17 protein-coding genes are annotated in these 17,100 nt (G+C 70.2%); all 17 read left to right on the top strand.

What is annotated here, in order from left to right:
- Positions 1-1,656: 1,656 nt before the first annotated feature.
- The 17 genes from D6B71_RS17320 to D6B71_RS17245 all read left to right on the top strand — a co-directional run bounded on the left by D6B71_RS17320 (position 1,657) and on the right by D6B71_RS17245 (position 17,064).
- The gene (locus tag D6B71_RS17320; RefSeq protein WP_121257355.1) at positions 1,657-2,031 is read left to right on the top strand and encodes a cupin domain-containing protein; all 375 of its coding nucleotides are present in this window, start codon (positions 1,657-1,659) and stop codon (positions 2,029-2,031) included.
- A gap of 189 nt (positions 2,032-2,220) precedes the next feature.
- The gene (locus D6B71_RS17315) at positions 2,221-2,607 is read left to right on the top strand and encodes a dimethylamine monooxygenase subunit DmmA family protein (protein WP_206051823.1); all 387 of its coding nucleotides are present in this window, start codon (positions 2,221-2,223) and stop codon (positions 2,605-2,607) included.
- Positions 2,604-3,539, top strand: coding sequence for a PDR/VanB family oxidoreductase (locus D6B71_RS17310; protein WP_121257351.1), 936 nt, complete (start codon positions 2,604-2,606; stop codon positions 3,537-3,539). Before D6B71_RS17315 ends, D6B71_RS17310 begins: the two co-directional genes overlap by 4 nt.
- Positions 3,536-4,558: a heme-dependent oxidative N-demethylase family protein gene (locus D6B71_RS23200; RefSeq protein WP_240641517.1), complete on the top strand. Its 1,023-nt coding sequence runs from the start codon at positions 3,536-3,538 to the stop codon at positions 4,556-4,558. Before D6B71_RS17310 ends, D6B71_RS23200 begins: the two co-directional genes overlap by 4 nt.
- Positions 4,555-5,109, top strand: a complete 555-nt coding sequence (locus tag D6B71_RS23195; protein ID WP_206051822.1) for a dimethylamine monooxygenase subunit DmmA family protein — start codon at positions 4,555-4,557, stop codon at positions 5,107-5,109. The genes D6B71_RS23200 and D6B71_RS23195 overlap by 4 nt, the downstream gene beginning before the upstream one ends.
- The gene (locus D6B71_RS17300; protein WP_240641516.1) at positions 5,106-6,146 is read left to right on the top strand and encodes a PDR/VanB family oxidoreductase; all 1,041 of its coding nucleotides are present in this window, start codon (positions 5,106-5,108) and stop codon (positions 6,144-6,146) included. Before D6B71_RS23195 ends, D6B71_RS17300 begins: the two co-directional genes overlap by 4 nt.
- Positions 6,147-6,171: 25 nt before the next feature.
- On the top strand, positions 6,172-7,239 hold the full coding sequence (locus tag D6B71_RS17295; RefSeq protein ID WP_121257349.1) for a heme-dependent oxidative N-demethylase family protein: 1,068 nt from the start codon (positions 6,172-6,174) through the stop codon (positions 7,237-7,239).
- Between the two features lie 44 nt (positions 7,240-7,283).
- A complete protein-coding gene (locus tag D6B71_RS17290) occupies positions 7,284-8,657 on the top strand; it encodes an ammonium transporter (protein ID WP_121257347.1) in 1,374 nt (457 codons plus the stop codon).
- On the top strand, positions 8,654-8,989 hold the full coding sequence (locus D6B71_RS17285; RefSeq protein ID WP_121257345.1) for a P-II family nitrogen regulator: 336 nt from the start codon (positions 8,654-8,656) through the stop codon (positions 8,987-8,989). The genes D6B71_RS17290 and D6B71_RS17285 overlap by 4 nt, the downstream gene beginning before the upstream one ends.
- Positions 8,990-9,163: 174 nt before the next feature.
- Entirely contained in the window at positions 9,164-10,489 is a 1,326-nt protein-coding gene (gene glnT, locus D6B71_RS17280; RefSeq protein WP_121257343.1) for a type III glutamate--ammonia ligase, read from the top strand.
- Between the two features lie 30 nt (positions 10,490-10,519).
- Positions 10,520-11,431, top strand: a complete 912-nt coding sequence (locus D6B71_RS17275) for a class II glutamine amidotransferase domain-containing protein (protein ID WP_121257341.1) — start codon at positions 10,520-10,522, stop codon at positions 11,429-11,431.
- Entirely contained in the window at positions 11,428-12,102 is a 675-nt protein-coding gene (locus D6B71_RS17270; protein WP_121257339.1) for a GltB/FmdC/FwdC-like GXGXG domain-containing protein, read from the top strand. The genes D6B71_RS17275 and D6B71_RS17270 overlap by 4 nt, the downstream gene beginning before the upstream one ends.
- Before the next feature lie 10 nt (positions 12,103-12,112).
- A complete protein-coding gene (locus D6B71_RS17265) occupies positions 12,113-13,468 on the top strand; it encodes an FMN-binding glutamate synthase family protein (protein WP_121257337.1) in 1,356 nt (451 codons plus the stop codon).
- The gene (locus D6B71_RS17260) at positions 13,468-14,649 is read left to right on the top strand and encodes an NAD(P)/FAD-dependent oxidoreductase (RefSeq protein ID WP_121257335.1); all 1,182 of its coding nucleotides are present in this window, start codon (positions 13,468-13,470) and stop codon (positions 14,647-14,649) included. The genes D6B71_RS17265 and D6B71_RS17260 overlap by 1 nt, the downstream gene beginning before the upstream one ends.
- Positions 14,650-14,653: 4 nt before the next feature.
- Positions 14,654-15,103, top strand: coding sequence for a HutD/Ves family protein (locus D6B71_RS17255; protein WP_240641515.1), 450 nt, complete (start codon positions 14,654-14,656; stop codon positions 15,101-15,103).
- 7 nt (positions 15,104-15,110) lie between these two features.
- Entirely contained in the window at positions 15,111-16,316 is a 1,206-nt protein-coding gene (locus D6B71_RS17250) for an allantoate amidohydrolase (RefSeq protein WP_121257333.1), read from the top strand.
- A 103-nt stretch (positions 16,317-16,419) separates the two neighbouring features.
- Positions 16,420-17,064 (top strand): helix-turn-helix domain-containing protein, encoded by a 645-nt coding sequence (locus tag D6B71_RS17245; protein WP_121257331.1) that lies wholly within the window; start codon positions 16,420-16,422, stop codon positions 17,062-17,064.
- Positions 17,065-17,100 lie beyond the last annotated feature (36 nt).

Here is a 17,100-nt window from a genome sequence, read left to right as displayed (position 1 = left end):
GCAGCGACGCGTAGGCACCGAGGATCACCTCAAAGCCCACCACCCCGCGGGGCTCTGTCTAATGCGACAGTCGACGTAGACCGGCAGGCCATCGCGGATGGTCGGCTCGCCCTGGAGTTGGGCGGCGTCATCGGCGGCGCCGTCGCGGACGAAGACACCCCGGTCGTTGGTGCCCAGAATGATGTAGTTGGCAGGCAGTTGCTGCGGCGCACTGTGCGCACCTGCAGGCGCTGCAAGTCTCTGATCGCGTCGTCGACAGACTTGTCCGCCAGTTCGTTGGCAGGCGGTACTCCGCCGCCGTAGCCCGTCCGCCCCAAGGACGAGGCGAGACCTCAACGCTACCTGGCTAGCACCTCCCAAGCATTCGAGTTTGCGTCCGCTTCTGCCGCAACAAGAGTGCGCTTCTGCCCGCGTCATACCGCCGCAAATGTTCCGCTTAGGTGGGGCGCTCGACCCCTGGGGGAAGGGCGCCTGCGATGAGGCGGAGTGCGTTGCGTACGGGTAGCCACTCAGGCTCAGCGAGGATCCCGTCGGCGCGTCTCCGCTCAAGGTGTGAGAGCAGCTTTGCAACGTACTCGGGGTCGTTGCGGAGAGTGCGAAGAGCTTGTTCGGGGGTCGGCATCGGTGGCTTCGCGTTGCGGGTGGGAGCGGGTCCGGGCTCCTGGTCGGGCGACGAAGCTGTGGAACCCGAGCCTCGCTCGTTGGCGCTGTTCCGCTGACGTAGGACCTCGACGACTCGAACCTCAACGGCCGCTCTCCGCGCGCCCAACCGTTTGAGGGAGGCGTCGTTCCGGCACCGGGTTGAGCACCAGATTGGACGCCGGCCCACGCCGCGATAGACAACGCCGGCCCCGCAGTTGGGGCAGGCGTTGTCGTCGCCGCTCAGGTCCTGATCAGCGCTCATTCGCTCATCTCCTGACCGATGCACCGGTGGGGGGACGTCCTCGCGATTCGCACAATCGAAACAGTCGGAGGCCGTCAATGCAAGAGGTGTGTGGCACTTGGTCGGCTCGCAAAGAATTGGGGGACGCTGAGGCTTGTCGGTGACGGCTGGGGCGTCGGGATCGGAACGCCTCGGCTGCATGGGTCGCGGGAGCCGGTTGCATGGCTTCTGCGGTCTGGGATCGCTCGGGGTCCGGGACTTGTCGCAGCAACTGTCAGAGTTACGTCGACACGAGTGAGCACCCGAAGAGTCAGCAGACGATCACACAGCAGGCGCGGCGTACGGCGCGGGGAGCTGGTCGGGAGAGGCGCAAGGTGTGCGAGCAACGGCAGCGCCGGGTGATCAACCAGACCGGGCGGTCATGGTCGCGTCCCAGCCAGGCTGACGCCAGCCAGGCTGACGCCGCAATTGTGGCGGGTCGCTCACGAGGCCCTCGTTGCGATGAGCACCAGGACGACGTCCTTGGTGGTGGAGTCATCGCGAAGCACACCAGATCGTCAGGGTCGCCGCCGGCGAGACGCGTGCACTTGACGGTGGTGCCACCGCTCTCTTGGGGCCCGGCGTCCTTCGCCCGGCCGCGGGGATTTGTTACGACGGCGTCACGCACTCGCTCGGGCACCGACTCCGCTTCTTCAAGCCTGCGTCATCGTGGCGTAACAGCGGATGTGTTTCCTAGGGGAAGACATAGTTTCCCACTAGGACTTGGAGTAGCCATGATCGAGACCATCCCCGCATTTCGAGTGGTGCAGGACGGTTGGAAGAACCTGCCGAAGATGCCGCAGGACGAGTACCCGGGCACCGACGGCTACATCGCCGACACCTACGTCAACCCCGACAACAGCGTCATGTGCAGCGGATACTTCGAGCTGAACCACACCGACGAGCCGCTGCTGTACGAGTACGGCTACGACGAGATGAAGGTCGTCCTCGAGGGCGAGTTCCACCTCGAGAACGCGGACACGGGTCAGAAGCTGGTCGCCAGGGCGAAGGACGCGATCTTCTTCCCCAAGGGGTCGCGCATCCTCTTCTCCACCCCTGACCGCGCGCTCGCCTTCTACGCAGGTGACCGCACCGCGGAAGGCCTCTGAGCCGCGGCTCTCGGGCGAGGCGGACAGCGCATGGTCGACTTCACCACCAGCATCCCCACCTGGGCCTCCCGCCCAGGGGAGGACGCAGCAGGGCCTCCCGCGGACGGTACTTCGCACGTCATCGTTGGAGTCGCGAGCGGTGAGGTCGTCGCCCGTCGATGGGCGACGACGCTGCCCGACGTCACCGTGGTGACGACGGACGACGCTCCGGCTGCCGAGACGGCGCTCGCCGCCGCACTCGAGCGTGCCCGGGTCGGAGTACGTGTCGCGCTTGCGGGCCCGGCTGGCGCCTGCCTGCGGCTGCGGGCAGTCGCGCTGGGTGCCGGGGCGGAAGACGATGAGATCCATGTGCACGCGACCGAAGCAGGGACGGCCGAGGTCTTCTGCGCGCACTGCTCGACGGCGACGGCGACCGCGGTCGGCGTCGACGGTGTCGTGCCCTGCACGGGCTGTGGCCGGGACCTGGTCGTCTACCACCACGTCTCACGACGGCTGGGCCAGTACCTCGGATTCCAGGTCGACGCCGAGACGCTTCCCGCTGGCGACGTGCTCGTCGGCCTCCGGGAGACGCAATGACCCTCCGACTGGTGGTGACTGCTCTCGACGACTCCGTGCCCGGCATCCGTTCGATCACGCTGGCCGATCCGGCGGGCGCAGAGCTTCCTGGCTTCGTGCCCGGCAGTCATCTCGCGATCACCTTGGGGGACAGGACCAACGCCTACAGCCTTACCGGCGACGGGCTGGCCCCCTCGACGTACACGATCTCCGTGCTGCGTGTCGCCGACGGCGCCGGCGGATCGGTGTTCGTCCACGACCGGCTCGCTGCGGGGGACCTGGTCGCCGCACGTCCTCCGCGGAGCGCGTTCCCGCCGGTCGCGAGGGCCACGCGGCACCTGCTCGTCGCGGGCGGGATCGGCGTCACGCCGATCGTGTCCCACCTCCGTGCGGCTCGGAGGTGGGGACGCGAAACCCAGGTTCTCTATGCCTTCCGCGAGGGCCACGCGGCGCACGTCGACGACGTGCTCGAGCTCGCTCCGGACGCGGAGCTGCTGGTCGACGGGCCGGACGCGTTCATGGATCGGCTGGAGAAGGTGCTCGTGGACCAACCCCTCGGCACGCATCTCTACGTCTGCGGTCCGGGCGCGATGATCGACGCGGTCGTGTCGGCGGCGGCCGCCACCGGATGGCCGGCCTCGCGGGTCCATCTGGAGCGCTTCGGGACCGACGCCCTCGCCCCCGGGGACCCGTTCACCGTCAGGCTCGCGAAGAGCGGCATCACCGTGGACGTGCCGAGCGGCACGAGCCTGCTCGAGGCGCTCGAAGGGGCCGGCGTCACCGTGCCGAACCTGTGCCGGCAGGGCGTCTGCGGGGAGTGCCGCATCCAGGTCGGCGCCGGGACACCGCTGCACCGCGACCTGTTCCTGTCCGACGAGGAGAAGGCGAGCGGATCAACGCTCATGGCCTGTGTCTCCCGCTCCGAGGGACCGACTTTGGAGGTCTTGCTGTGACCACCTCGCAGATCCCGGCGACCGCGCGCTACGCCGGCTTCCCGTTCCCGTTCCCCACCGACGTCTACCGGTACTCCACCAACGTGGAGCCGGCCAACCGGCCGGTCGCGACGCCAGTGGGGCAGTGGGGCGACTCGATCGTCGCGATCGACGGTGAGTACGACGCGGAGCTCGACGAGAGGGCCGCCATCCTGGCGGCCGACCCGAGCCGCCACGCCGTCCTCCCGCACATGCGCCCGGCCGCTTGGGACGCCTGCCTGACGCTCCTGCGCGAGCTCGCGGCCGCCTACCCCGATGACTGCGTGCTCGAACGGCTTACCGATGGGCGCTGGCACTGGCGGAACCGGCGACGCGGCACCGATCTGGTCTTCACCTATGGCGACGACGCCACGCTCCCCGACGAGCCGCTGCGGTGGGTGTCCGGTCAGGTGCAGGAGGACATCGTCCTCCTCGACCAGCGTGACCAGCTCTACGGGGACGCGGGCGTGGTCACCTTCGCCGCGGACTGGAGCTTCGGTTTCGACGTGGGCATGAGCTTCTTGGAGATCCACGGGCCGGTGCCACGGATCCGGCAGGAGGGGGTCATCACCCGGGCGCACGAGTTCCTGATGCGGCTGCAGCCCCACGAGCCGTACCGGCGTACCAACTGGACGCTGACCATCGGCCGCCGAATGGACGTCTCGACCGAGACGTACCCTGAGTGGGGACCGGACCGTGAGCTGGTCAAGGTCGTCGACGACCAGACCTTCGGGCGCCTGGTGCACCTGCGCGTCGAGGTGCAGCACCTCGTCCGGCTGCCCGACTCAGGTGCGGTGATGTTCCTCATCCGCACCTACCTCATGCCGCTGGAGGTGCTCGCGACCATCGAGCCCTGGCGGGAACGCGCCGCGGAGGTGCTTGCCGAGCTCCCTGACGACATGGCCGCCTACAAGGGCATCGACAAGTACCAGGCGCGAGCGGCCTCCTGGCTGCGGTCCGCAGGTTCCGGTGCGCTCCTCAGTCCGGGAGGTGCCCGGTGAGCGCCGTCGCGGCGTCCGTGACGCGCGAGGTCGTGCCGCCGCAGGTGCCGTCGCTGCCGCGCTGGCCGGAGGCACCGGAGCCGGTCGACAGCGACGGCACGAGCTTCCTCGTCGTCGCCGTGGGCGGCGGCCCGGCGGCGGGGGACGTGGCGCGGGCCTGGACCGACCAGGCGGAAGGCGTCGGACCGACCACGCTGGTCGTCCTGGAGACCATCGACGACAAGGCCGATCGGGCTTCCTTCGAAACGGTGCTGGCCCGGACGTGTACGGGGGTCCGGGTGATGGTCGTGGGAGGGCAGTACGACGTCCTCCAGGTCCTCTCGCTGCTGCGCCGCGCCGGAGCGCTCGAGAACGAGGTGCGCTCGTTCGTCACCGACCGCACCGAGATCCCCGTCTTCTGCGCTCACTGCCAGACGACCTTCCGCGCGTCCACCGGACCCGGCGGGCTGACGCCGTGCCCGAGCTGTCGGCGCACGCTCGAGGTCCACGAGCACCTGGCTGCACTGCGCGGCTCCTTCCTGGCCTCCGACGCGGAGGCGACGTCACTGTGAGCGCCACGATCGCTCCGGTCGTCCCGGAAGTCGCGAGCGTCCCGCAGCAACGGGACGAGCAGTACGTGGGTCACCAGCACCGGGGATACGCCTTCGGTGTGCGACACCTCCAGGTCGTCGGCCTGACGTCCCTGACCCGGGAAATCCTGCACGTGGAGCTCGCGGACCCGGCGGGCTCGCCGCTCGCCCCGTACGAGCCGGGCAGCCACCTGGTCGTCAGGGCGGGAGAGGGACGCCGGAACGCCTATTCGCTGACCGGTGACGGCTTCAACCCGCGCCGGTACGAGATCTCCGTGCTCCGCCTCGACTCCGGCCAGGGTGGTTCCGCGTGGTTGCACGACAACCTCGCCGTCGGCGACCTCCTGGAGGTCGAGGGTCCGCGGTCGATGTTCCCGGCGGCCCACGAGCAGCGGCACGCGCTGCTGGTCGCCGGCGGCATCGGGGTGACGCCGGTCCTCTCCCACGTCCGGGCGCTCGCGAGAGCGGGAGCGGGCGCCACGGTGCTCTACTCCTACCGTCCTGGCCACGAGGCGCACCTGCAGGACCTCCGCGAGCTCGCCGGAGACCGGATCCGGCTGGTCGAGGCCACCACGGTCGAGGAGACCGGAGCTGCTCTCCATGCGCTCCTCGCCGAGCAGCCGTTCGGCACCCATGCCTACGCCTGTGGACCGGTCGCCATGCTCGACGCCTACGAGGAGGCCGCGCTCGCGGCCGGTTGGCCCGCCGGGCGCGTGCACCTCGAGCGGTTCGTCGCCCCGGAGCTCGACCCCGGCAGCCCGTTCACGGCCACGGTCGCCTCGACCGGCCGCGAGATCGAGGTGCCGAGCGGCGTCAGCCTGCTCGATGCGCTGGTCGGCGCCGGCGTACCGGTCAGCTACCTGTGCCGCCAGGGCGTGTGCGGGGAGTGCCGGATCCCGGTCCGGAGCGCCGAGGCGCTCGAGCACCGCGACTTCGTCCTCACTGCCGAGGAGAGGGAGGCGGCAAGCCACGTCATGGCCTGCGTCTCGCGCGGCCGCGACATCCACCTGGACCTCTGACGTCACTCCTGAGGAGCGCAGCACGATGACGATCACCCGTGAGCCCACCACCGACCACCGCTCCATCACACCCCGCGGCACTCCGGCCGTCGAGGAGTTCTTGAGCCAGCCGGTCGATCACATGGCACGACTGCCCTGGCCGTTCGCGGAGGGTCACGAGGCCTTCCGCTACAGCGTCAACGTCGACCAGGCCCGCGTTCCTCGCAGGACCCTCGCCGGCGAGTGGGGGCGCCACGTCTGCGACCTGGGCGGCGCCGAGTACCCCACGATCATGGCCGAGCGCCGTGCCGTCCTCGACGCCGACCCGTCGCGGGTCAAGGTCCTGCCAGGCATGGAGCTGGCCTGCTGGGACCTGCTCCTGTACTACCTGCGCGACCTGGCGCTGTCCTACCCCGATGTCCTGCACCTCGATGAGGGCGTGGGCGGTGACCCGGATGCGTTCCACTGGCGCAACGACCTCCTGGGGACCGACCAGGCGTTCGTGCTGGGGAACGGATCGACCCTCCCCTGCGGTCCGCTCGAGTTCCTCGCCCGCGAGGTGCCCGACGACCTCCTCCTCGTCCGCGAGCGCGACGGGCGGCTGCACTTCGACGCCGGCGCGGTCACCTTCGCCGCGGCCTGGTCGGTGAGCTTCGACGTGGGCATGGACATGTACGAGATCCACGGCCCGGTGCCGCGCATGAACGGCTCCGGGATGACGGCCCGTGCCGAGCAGTTCCTCCGGCGCGTGCCCGCGGACCAGGTCTTCCGGCGGGTCAACTGGAACGTCGCGGCCTCCCCGACCCGCAAGTACGACATCGCCTTGGAATCGCTGCCCGCGTGGGGCCGCGACATGGCCGAGGCGGTCCAACGCGGAGATGCCATCGAGAACTGCCAGTTCCGGATCGAGCTGGAGCACTTCATCCGCCTGCCCATGACCGGCGCCGTCACCTTCAACATCCGCACCTTCATGGCCTCCCTCGCCGAGGTCCGCGAGTACCCGACGTACGCCGCACAGCTCGCCACGATCCTCGAGGAGCTTCCTGAGGACCTCGGGACCTACAAGGGCTTCATCGACCTGATCCCCGACATGGTCGCCTTCCTCCGCGGCTGAGCACACCCACACCAGCGCTGGTCGATCCAGCAGAAGGAGGTCCCATGGACCCGACAATCGCCGCCAACGCCGACCTCGCCTGGTTGCTGGCTGCCTTCGCCATCGTGGCCCTGATGTTTCCGGGCCTCGCGCTCTTCTACGGCGGGATGATGGGGGTGAAGAGTGCGCTCAACATGATGATGATGGTGCTCAGCACCCTCGGCATCACCAGCGTCCTCTACGTCCTGTACGGCTACGGGATGGTGTCCGGACCGTCGGTCAAGGACTGGGGCATCATCGGCGACCCACGCGACTACATCGGACTCAGCACGGTGATGGAGGACCTCGGCACCGGCAATGCGGAGACGGCGTACTGGGCCGCCTTCTTCATCCTCTTCGCCGCCATCACCATCGCGATCGTGGCGTCGGGTGCCGCGGGGCGGATGAAGTTCAGCGGTTGGCTCGTGTTCTCCGCGGTCTGGCTCACGCTGGTGTACTTCCCGGTGGCCCACTGGGTCTTCGCCTTCGACGGAGACGGCTACTCCGGTGGGTTCCTCATCAACGACGTGAAGATCCACGACTACGCCGGCGGGACCGCTGTCCACATGAACTCCGGGGTCGCCGCCCTGGCGCTGGCGTTCGTGCTGGGTCGGCGCAAGGGCCGCCCCGAGCGGCCGCACAACCTGCCGCTGACCCTCCTCGGCGGCGGCATCCTGTGGTTCGGCTGGTTCGGGTTCAACGGCGGCTGCGCCGTGGTCGCCGGATTCCTCGCGCAGTACGTCGTCATGAACACTCTCCTGGCCGGCAGCGCCGGCATGCTCGGCTTCCTCCTCGTCGAGCGGGTGCGATCGGGGCACTTCACCGGCCTGGGCCTGATCACCGGTGCGATCGCCGGCCTGGTCGGCATCACTCCCTCGGCGAACACCATGAGCCCGCTCGGCGCCCTGGGCGTCGGCCTGGTTGCGGGCGCCGTGGTCTGCCTCTGCCTCGGGCTGAAGACCAAGCTGGGGATCGACGACACGCTGGACGCGTTCGCCGTCCACGGGCTCGGCGGCATCGCCGGCACGATCTGCATCATCCTGTTCGCCTCGGCCGCCGCTCCTGCCGGCGTCGAGGGCATCCTCCTCGGCGGCAGCTGGGACATCGTGTGGCGCGAGCTCACCGGCATCGCGGTCACCTGCACGTACTCGTTCCTCATGACCTGTGCCATCGCGTGGGTCCTGGACAAGACGATGGGCCTGCGGGTGGACGAGGAGTCGGAAGTCGCCGGCCTCGACCTGGCCCTGCATGCCGAGTCGGCCTACGACATCCACCCGGTCGGCGGCCAGGGCGCCCGGCTCGGCGCGCTCGCGGACAGGGACGACGTCGTCCAGGGGGCTGGGGACACGGGTCGGGACACGGGTCGGGACACGGTCAAGGACGAGGAGGTCATGGCATGAAGCTGGTCACCGCGGTGCTGCGGCCCCACGCGGTCGACGACGTCATCGAGCGGCTGCAGGGGGTCGGGATCTCGGGTGGCACCACCACCGAGGTCCAGGGGTTCGGCCAGCAGAAAGGGCGCAGCGAGTCGTACCGCGGCGCGACCTACGAGGCGCTCGTGCCGAAGACCCGCCTGGAGGTCCTGCTGCCGGCCGAGGAGGTGGAGGCAGCGGTCGGCGTGATCACGGCGACCGCGTCGACCGGGAAGGTCGGCGACGGGAAGGTCTGGGTCACCGACGTGAGTGACGTCGTCCGCGTGCGGACGGGTGACCGAGGCGCAGCAGCGCTCTGAGGCGAGGCGTCACGAGGTGGCGGGTGGGCGGCGACGCCCACCCGCCACCTGTCATTTCCGGCGCCAGCGGCGAACCCGCCGGACTTCACGGGAGCGAAACACGGCGGAAACCCATCGGCGTCCACTGGCATGAATCATAGAGTCATCTCAGTGGACAACCCGAGGAGCAGTGCCATGACAGCAACGTCCACCCTCGCCGACCTGTGTGCCGCGTCCGGCACGAAGTTCATCCTGGCCCTCTTCGTCGACCTCAACGGCAAGCCGTGCGCCAAGCTCGTGCCGGTCGAGGCGGTCGACGAGCTCGCCAACGACGGTGTCGGCTTCGCCGGGTACGCCGTCGGCGCGATCGGCCAGGAGCCGAAGGACCCCGACCTCGTCGCCATCCCGGATCTCGCGTCCTTCACCCCGATCCCCTTCGTGCGCGAGGGCCTCGCGCTGGTCCACTGCGATCCCCACGTGGAGGGCCGCCCGTGGCCGTTCGCGCCTCGGGTGATCTTGAAGGAGGTCGTCGCCAAGGCGGCCGCCGCGGGCTTCGCGCCGTACGCCGGAGCGGAGGTCGAGTACTTCCTGCTCAAGCGGGACGGGGAGGGCCGGCTGGTGCCGGCCGACTCCGACGACTCCGCGGCGCAGCCGTGCTACGACGCGCGCGGCGTCACCCGCATGTACGACCACCTCACCTCGATCAGCACCGCGATGAACCAGCTCGGCTGGGGCAACTACGCCAACGACCACGAGGACGGCAACGGGCAGTTCGAGCAGAACTTCCAGTACGCCGACGCGCTCACGACCGCCGACCGCGTGGTCACCCTGCGCTACCTGCTCAGCGTCCTGGCGCACGAACGCGGCATGATCGCCACCTTCATGCCCAAGCCGTTCGCGAACCGCACCGGCAACGGGCTGCACTTCCACCTCTCGCTGCGTGACGTGGCCACCGGCTCGCCCGCCTTCCCGGCCAACGGTGCCGACGACCCTGTCGGGCTAGGTCTGTCCGCGACGGCGTACTCCTTCGTTGCCGGCATCCTCGAGCACGCCCCGGCCCTCCAGGCGGTGATCGCGCCGACGGTCAACTCCTACAAGCGCACCGGCGCGGTCGCCTCGAGCGCCAGCGGCGCGACGTGGGCGCCGCGGCTGCCGACGTACGGCGGCAACGACCGCACCCACTACGTCCGGGTCCCCGACGACCAGCGCATCGAGCTCCGGGGCGGCGACGGCGCGGCCAATCCCTACCTCGCCATCGCGACCGCCGTCGCCGCTGGCCTGGACGGCATCGAGCAGGGGCTGCTCCTCGGGGCGGTCGGCACCGGCCCGGAAACCCCGTTCCCGCTCACCCTGCTCCACGCCGTCGACGCCCTCGAGGACGACAAGGCGGTCAAGGGAGCGCTCGACATCGCCGGACCGGGCGTCGCCGACTACTTCGCGAAGCTCAAGAAGGACGAGTTCTTCGCCTACCACGCCGACGTCTCCGACTGGGAGCACGACCGCTACCTCACGGCCTTCTGAGCCGTCGCCCCGACCGAAGGAGAGACAGGAATGTGTGGAATCGTCGGGTTGCACCTGCGCAACCCCGAGCTCTACCCGCAGCTGGGTGAGCTGCTGACCGGGATGCTGTGCGAGATGGAGGACCGCGGCGCGGACTCCGCGGGCATCGCCGTCTACGGACACGAGGAGTGGTCGCCCGCCGGCCACGGCACGATCTCGTTGATCGACCTCGCGGCGCCCGCCCCCGAGGTGGCCGCGGAGCTCGGCGCCAACCTCGGCACGGAGGTGGAGGTGCGCGTGGTCGAGAACGTGCTGCTCGTCCACGCGCCGGTCGCCTCGGAGGTGCTGCTGGCTGCGGCGCGGGGGCTCTACCCGCACGCGCTGGTCGGAGGGTTCGGGGAGGACCTCGCGGTGCTCAAGGGCGTCGGTGCGCCGGCCGACCTGGCTGCCGCGTGGGGCCTCGAGAAGGCTCAGGGTTGGCAGGGTGTCGGCCATACGCGCATGGCCACCGAGTCCGCGGTCACCGCCGCAGGGGCACACCCGTACGCCGTCGGGCCGGGCGAGTGCCTGGTCCACAACGGCTCGTTCTCCAACCACGCCTCGATCCGCAGGGAGCTGCGGGCCGCCGGTGTCGAGTTCGACTCCGAGAACGACACCGAGGTGGGCGCCCGCTTCGTGGCGCACGCGCTCGCGCAGGGCAAGGGGGTCGACGACGCGCTCGGTGAGCTGACGCAGACCTTCGACGGCTTCTACACGCTGCTGGTGTCCAACCGCGACTCCTTCGCCGTGGTCCGCGACGCGATCGCGTGCAAGCCGGCCGTGATCGCCGAGACCGACGACTGGGTGGCGATGGCGTCGGAGTACCGCGCCCTGGCCCACCTGCCCGGCGTAGCCAACGCCCGGATCTGGGAGCCCGAACCCGAGGTCATCTACCACTGGAGCCGTGAGGGGGTCCCGGCGTGACCACCACCTTCGACCTGAGCGCGGTGGGCCTCCGCGAGGTCAACCAGGCGCTGCACGCCCCGGACCTCGACGACGAGTTCCTCATCGAGAACCCGCTCGGCGCCCACAACGTCGCCGTCGGTGTCAATGCCCCCATCAAGGTGACGGTCAACGGCCACCTGGGTTACTTCGCCGCCGGCATGAACCAGCAGGCCGAGGTGACGATCAACGGCAACGCCGGCCAGGGTGTCGCGGAGAACATGATGAGCGGCGTGGTCCACGTGACCGGGTCGGCCTCCCAGTCGGCCGGCGCGACCGGTCGCGGGGGTCTGCTCGTCATCGACGGCGACGCAGGTGCCCGGTGCGGGATCTCGCTCAAGGGCCTCGACATCGTCGTGGGCGGCTCGGTCGGCCACATGAGCGCCTTCATGGCGCAGCGGGGGACCCTGGTCGTCCGCGGTGACGCCGGCGACGCGCTCGGCGACTCCCTCTACGAGGCACGGCTCTACGTGCGCGGCGAGGTCAGGTCGCTCGGCGCCGACTGCGTCGAGAAAGAGATGGGTCCCGAGCACGTGCAGGAGCTGGCGGGCCTGCTCAAGGCCGCGGGGTTCGCCGACGACGACCCGGCGACGTACCGGCGCTACGGCTCGGCCCGGACGCTCTACCACTTCCACGCCGACAACACCTACTGAGGTTCCGACGATGACTTCCACACCTGAGGACCGCGCCCGGCTGGGCCTGCGCGAGTCCGCCACCTTCGACCGCGCGACGATCGCCGCCATCCAGCGCGCCGCACAGACCGGCATCTACGACATCCGCGGCTGGGGCGCGAAGAAGCCGCTCCCGCACTTCGACGACCTGCTCTTCCTGGGTGCCTCGGTCAGTCGCTATCCGCTGGAGGGCTACCGCGAGAAGTGCGGGACCGACGTGGTCCTCGGCGCCCGCAACGCGCGATACCCACTCCACCTCGACATCCCGGTCACCATCGCCGGCATGTCGTTCGGGGCGTTGGGGGCCAACGCCAAGGAGGCGTTGGGTCGCGGGGCATCCGAGACCGGGACCTCGACCACGACCGGCGACGGAGGCATGACGCCCGAGGAGCGCGGCCACTCCAAGCACCTCGTCTACCAGTACCTCCCGAACCGGTACGGCATGAACCCCGACGACCTGCGGCGAGCCGACGCGATCGAGATCGTGCTCGGGCAGGGCGCCAAGCCGGGCGGCGGAGGGATGCTGCTGGGTCAGAAGGTCTCCGAGCGGGTCGCCGGCATGCGTGACCTGCCGCAGGGCATCGACCAGCGATCGGCCTCGCGGCACCCCGACTGGACCGGCCCGGACGACCTGACCATCAAGATCAACGAGATCCGGGAGATCACCGACTGGGAGAAGCCGATCTACGTGAAGGTCGGCGCCTCGCGCACCTACTACGACGTCAAGCTCGCCGTGCACGCCGGCGCCGACGTGGTCGTCGTCGACGGCATGCAGGGTGGCACCGCCGCCACCCAGGAGGTGTTCATCGAGAACGTCGGCATCCCGACGCTGGCGGCCATCCCCCAGGCGGTCCAAGCGCTCCAGGAGCTCGGCGTGCACCGCAAGCCCGACGGCGTCCAGCTGATCGTCTCCGGTGGCATCCGCAACGGCGCGGACGTGGCCAAGTGCCTGGCGCTCGGCGCCGACGCCGTCGCCATCGGCTCGGCGGCGCTCATCGCGCTCGGGGACAACGACCCGAAGTACGCCGCGGAGTACGAGGCGCTCGGCAGCGCCGCGGGGTTCTACGACGACTTCCAGGCCGGTCTCGACCCGGCCGGGATCACCACCCAGGATCCCGAGCTGCAGAAGCGGCTCGATCCGGCCGAGGGCGGGCGGCGGGTCGCCAACTTCCTGCGGGTGCTCACCATGGAGGCCCAGACCATCGCGCGCGCCTGCGGCAAGGCACACGTCACCCACCTCGAGCCCGAGGACATGGTGGCGATCTCGATCGAGGCCGCTGCGATGGCGCGGATCCCGCTCGCCGGCACCTCCTGGGTTCCCGGTTGGAACACCGGAGGGGCCTTCTGATGTCGGGGCAGAAGGTGGTGGTCGTCGGAGGCGGGCTGATCGGTCTCTCGATCGCGCGAGCGCTGGCCGGTCGGGGCGTCGCCGAGGTGCTCGTGCTCGAGAGGCACAGCCTCGCCTCCGGCGGCACGGGGAAGTCGTCGGGCATCGTCCGTGCGCACTACGGCGTGCCTTCGCTGGCGGCGATGGCGTGGCGCAGCGTCCCGGTCTTCGAGGAGCTCGGCGACGCCGTGGGGTTCCGGCAGGTCGGTTACACGGTGATCGTCGGCGAGGAGAACGCCGAGGCGCTGGCGGCGAACACCGCCATGCACCAGGGCCTGGGCATCGACGTCGACCTCATCGACGTCGGGAAGTTGCAGTCGATGTGGCCGATGATGAACGTCGAGGACGTCGCTCTGGTTTCCTACGAGCCGCGCGGAGGGTTCGCCGACGCGACCCAGCTGGCGCTGCACTACGGGCAGCAGGCCCGCGCCGACGGAGCGAGGATCCGCCAGCACGCCCCGGTGGCCCGGGTGCTCACCCAAGGTGACCGCGTGAGCGGCGTGGAGCTCGAGGGTGGGGAGGTCGTGGAGGCAGACGTCGTGGTCGTGGCGTCGGGATGGTGGTCCGCGAAGCTCATGGCCGACCTCGGCATCGAGCTCCCGATCGAGGCCTACCGGTCCGAGCTCATCATCGTCGATGCTGGCGAGCCGCTGCCGGATCTACCAGTCGTCTCGGATCTCGTCAGCCTGCAGTACTGCCGGCTCGAGGGCGCCGGCCAGTTCCTGGTCGGGAACAGCGACCACGCCGATTTCCAAGCGAAGTTCGTCGACCCCGACAGGTACTCCAACGTCGCCGGCGAGGCGAGCATCATGCGGTACGCCGAGAAGGTGATGCACCGCTTCCCCGGCTTCCCCGAGCCGGCGGTCACGCACACCTACGCCGGCGTCTACGACGTGCCGCCGGACTGGAACCCGGTGATCGGCCCCGTCGGGGCGATCGACGGACTGGTCCTATGCGCCGGGTTCGCCGGCCACGGCTTCAAGATCAGCCCGGCCGTCGGTGACCTGGTCGCCGACCTCGTCCTCGAGGGCGACAGCACCGATCCGGACGTCCCTGCCTCGGACTTCCGCCTCGAGCGGTTCGCTGAGGGCCGGCCGCTCTCCAGTCTGCACCCCTACGTCGGTGCCGGCGAGATGCGCTGACGAGGTGCTGCTCGACCCCGCACGGGTGGACCCGACGCCCTGGCGCAACGGCGCAGGGTCCACCCGTGAGCTGTCCGTGGCGCGCGAGGACACGGGGGAGACCCGGTGGCGGATCAGTCTCGCCGACCTCGTCCGGGACGCGCCGTTCTCCGGCTTCCCGGGCATGGACCGGCTCCTCACCGCCCTGGGCCCGCTCCGGCTGACCATCGACGGGACCCCGGTCGACCTGACGACCGGTGAGCAGGTCCGATTCCCCGGCGAGGCCGCCGTCGCCGTCAGCCTCGACCGACCCACCCGGGCCCTCAACGTGATGACCCGGCGAGGGTCCTGCGTAGCCGGGGTCGTCCTCCGCCGGTCAGCCCACGGCTTGCCGCCTGCCTTCTCCGCCGCTCCCCACGTCACGGTCCTGCTCGGTGACCTCCTCGCCGACGTGACCTTCGCCTCGCCGACCTAGGACTCCCATGACCGACACCGTCTCCTCCCTCCTCGCCGAGATCGCCGACATCGGCCGCGACCCTGCCCGGGGCGGCTACACGCGGCCCGTCCACTCCGACGCCGAGCACATCCTCCGCGAGTGGTTCGTCGGCCACGCGACCGCGCGGGGCCTGGACGTGGAGCGCGACCGCAACGGCATCATCTGGGCCTGGGCCGGCGGCGTCGGGCCGGACGCCGTCGTCACGGGCAGCCACCTGGACTCGGTCCCCGGCGGAGGCGCGTACGACGGTCCGCTCGGCATCGCCTCGGCGTTGGTGGCCTTCGACCAGCTCGTCGCCCGGGGGGTGGGTGGGCGTCCGCGGGCGATCGCCGTCTTCCCGGAGGAGGAGGGCTCTCGGTTCGGGGTCGCCTGTCTCGGGTCGCGGCTCCTCACCGGAGCCCTCGACCCGGACCGGGCGCGGTCGCTCGTCGACTCCGAAGGTACGACCCTCGCGGAGGTTGCAAGCCGCAACGGACTCGATCCGAGGCACCTGGGCCCCGACCCCGAGACGCTCGGTCGGATCGGCACCTTCCTGGAGTTGCACGTCGAGCAGGGACGCGGGCTGGTCGACCTCGGCGAGCCGGTCGCGGTCGGCTCCAGCATCCTGGGCCACGGACGCTGGAGGTTCTCGATTAGCGGCGAGGGGAACCACGCCGGCACGACCCTCATGGGCGACCGCCGGGACCCGATGGTCGCCGCCGCGCAGACGATCGTCCTGGTCAAGACCGTGGCGCGCAGCATCCCGGACGCCCGCGCGACCGTGGGACGCCTCGTCCCGGTCCCCGGGGGGACGAACGTCATCGCGTCCCGCGTCGACCTCTGGTTGGACCTCCGGCACCCCGAGGACGCGCTCACCCGGTACCTCGTCGACGAGATCGCCTCGCGGGCGGCTGCTGTCGCCGCGGAGGAGGGGTGCACGGTCGAGGTCACCGAGGAGTCGTACAGCCCGACGGTCGACTTCGACGCCCGCCTGCAGGACCAGCTCTGCGCGGTGCTTCCCCAGGCGCCGCGGCTGAGTACCGGCGCCGGGCACGATGCCGGTGTGCTCAAGCAGCACGTGCCCACCGGCATGCTCTTCGTCCGCAACCCCACCGGTGTCTCCCACGCCCCGTCCGAGCAGGTGGAGGACGCGGACGCGGAGGCGGGAGCGCTTGCTCTCGCGGCCTGCCTGGAGATGTTGGCGACCGCATGACCTCGTTGGTCCAGCGACGGTCGAGGAACTGCGGCGATCGGTCGTGAGTGGTGGATCTATAGACGGCCACTGGGAGGAGACGACGCCCCACTACGGTGGTCCCATGGACGACGAGGCGCTCCTCCGCAACGCCGGCACAGCGCGGGAACGGCATCGTGAGGACGACGGTGAGATCCTGGAGCTGGAAGCGGCGATCGCCGAGAACGTGCGCCGGCTGCGTGCCCAGCACGGACTCTCGGTCGCGGACATGGCGGCCAGGATCGGTATCTCCAAGGCGATGCTGTCGAAGATCGAGAACGCCCAGACCTCGTGCAGCCTCTCCACCCTCGCTTCGCTCGCACGCGGCCTGGACGTGCCGGCGACCACGCTCCTCCGAGGCGCCGAGAGTGATCGTCCGGCGTCCTTCGTGGCCGATGGCCACGCGGCCCCCATCGTGCGGCGCGGCACGCAACGAGGGCACGCGTACCAGCTCCTCGGCTCGCTGCCCGGTGAGCACAAACGTCTCGAGTCGCTCCTCGTCACCCTCAGCGAGACGAGCGAGGTCAACCCGCTCTTCCAGCACCCGGGCACCGAGTTCATCTACATGCTCGAGGGCGAGATGGTCTACGGGCACGGCCGCCAGCGCTACCACCTGGCGAAGGGAGACTCCCTGCAGTTCGACGGCGAGGGCGCCCACGGGCCGCTTGAGCTGGTCCAGGTGCCTATCGTCTTCCTGTCGGTCATCGCCTTCCCGGACTCGACGCTCTGACGGGGGTGGTGCAACACTTCCGCGCCCCAGCCCCCC

The organism is Nocardioides ferulae, from assembly GCF_003660455.1.
GTDB lineage: Bacteria > Actinomycetota > Actinomycetes > Propionibacteriales > Nocardioidaceae > Nocardioides > Nocardioides ferulae.
This window is presented reverse-complemented; position numbering and strand designations above follow the sequence as displayed.

Bases quoted from the DNA above. Each gene is read 5' to 3' on its own strand.
- D6B71_RS17285 (WP_121257345.1), top strand. From the start codon at position 8,654: ATGAAGCTGGTCACCGCGGTGCTGCGGCCCCACGCGGTCGACGACGTC.
- D6B71_RS17275 (WP_121257341.1), top strand. From the start codon at position 10,520: ATGTGTGGAATCGTCGGGTTGCACCTGCGCAACCCCGAGCTCTACCCG.
- D6B71_RS17265 (WP_121257337.1), top strand. From the start codon at position 12,113: ATGACTTCCACACCTGAGGACCGCGCCCGGCTGGGCCTGCGCGAGTCC.
- D6B71_RS17260 (WP_121257335.1), top strand. From the start codon at position 13,468: ATGTCGGGGCAGAAGGTGGTGGTCGTCGGAGGCGGGCTGATCGGTCTC.
- D6B71_RS17295 (WP_121257349.1), top strand. From the start codon at position 6,172: ATGACGATCACCCGTGAGCCCACCACCGACCACCGCTCCATCACACCC.
- D6B71_RS17250 (WP_121257333.1), top strand. From the start codon at position 15,111: ATGACCGACACCGTCTCCTCCCTCCTCGCCGAGATCGCCGACATCGGC.
- D6B71_RS17290 (WP_121257347.1), top strand. From the start codon at position 7,284: ATGGACCCGACAATCGCCGCCAACGCCGACCTCGCCTGGTTGCTGGCT.
- D6B71_RS17310 (WP_121257351.1), top strand. From the start codon at position 2,604: ATGACCCTCCGACTGGTGGTGACTGCTCTCGACGACTCCGTGCCCGGC.
- glnT (WP_121257343.1), top strand. From the start codon at position 9,164: ATGACAGCAACGTCCACCCTCGCCGACCTGTGTGCCGCGTCCGGCACG.
- D6B71_RS17245 (WP_121257331.1), top strand. From the start codon at position 16,420: ATGGACGACGAGGCGCTCCTCCGCAACGCCGGCACAGCGCGGGAACGG.
- D6B71_RS17320 (WP_121257355.1), top strand. From the start codon at position 1,657: ATGATCGAGACCATCCCCGCATTTCGAGTGGTGCAGGACGGTTGGAAG.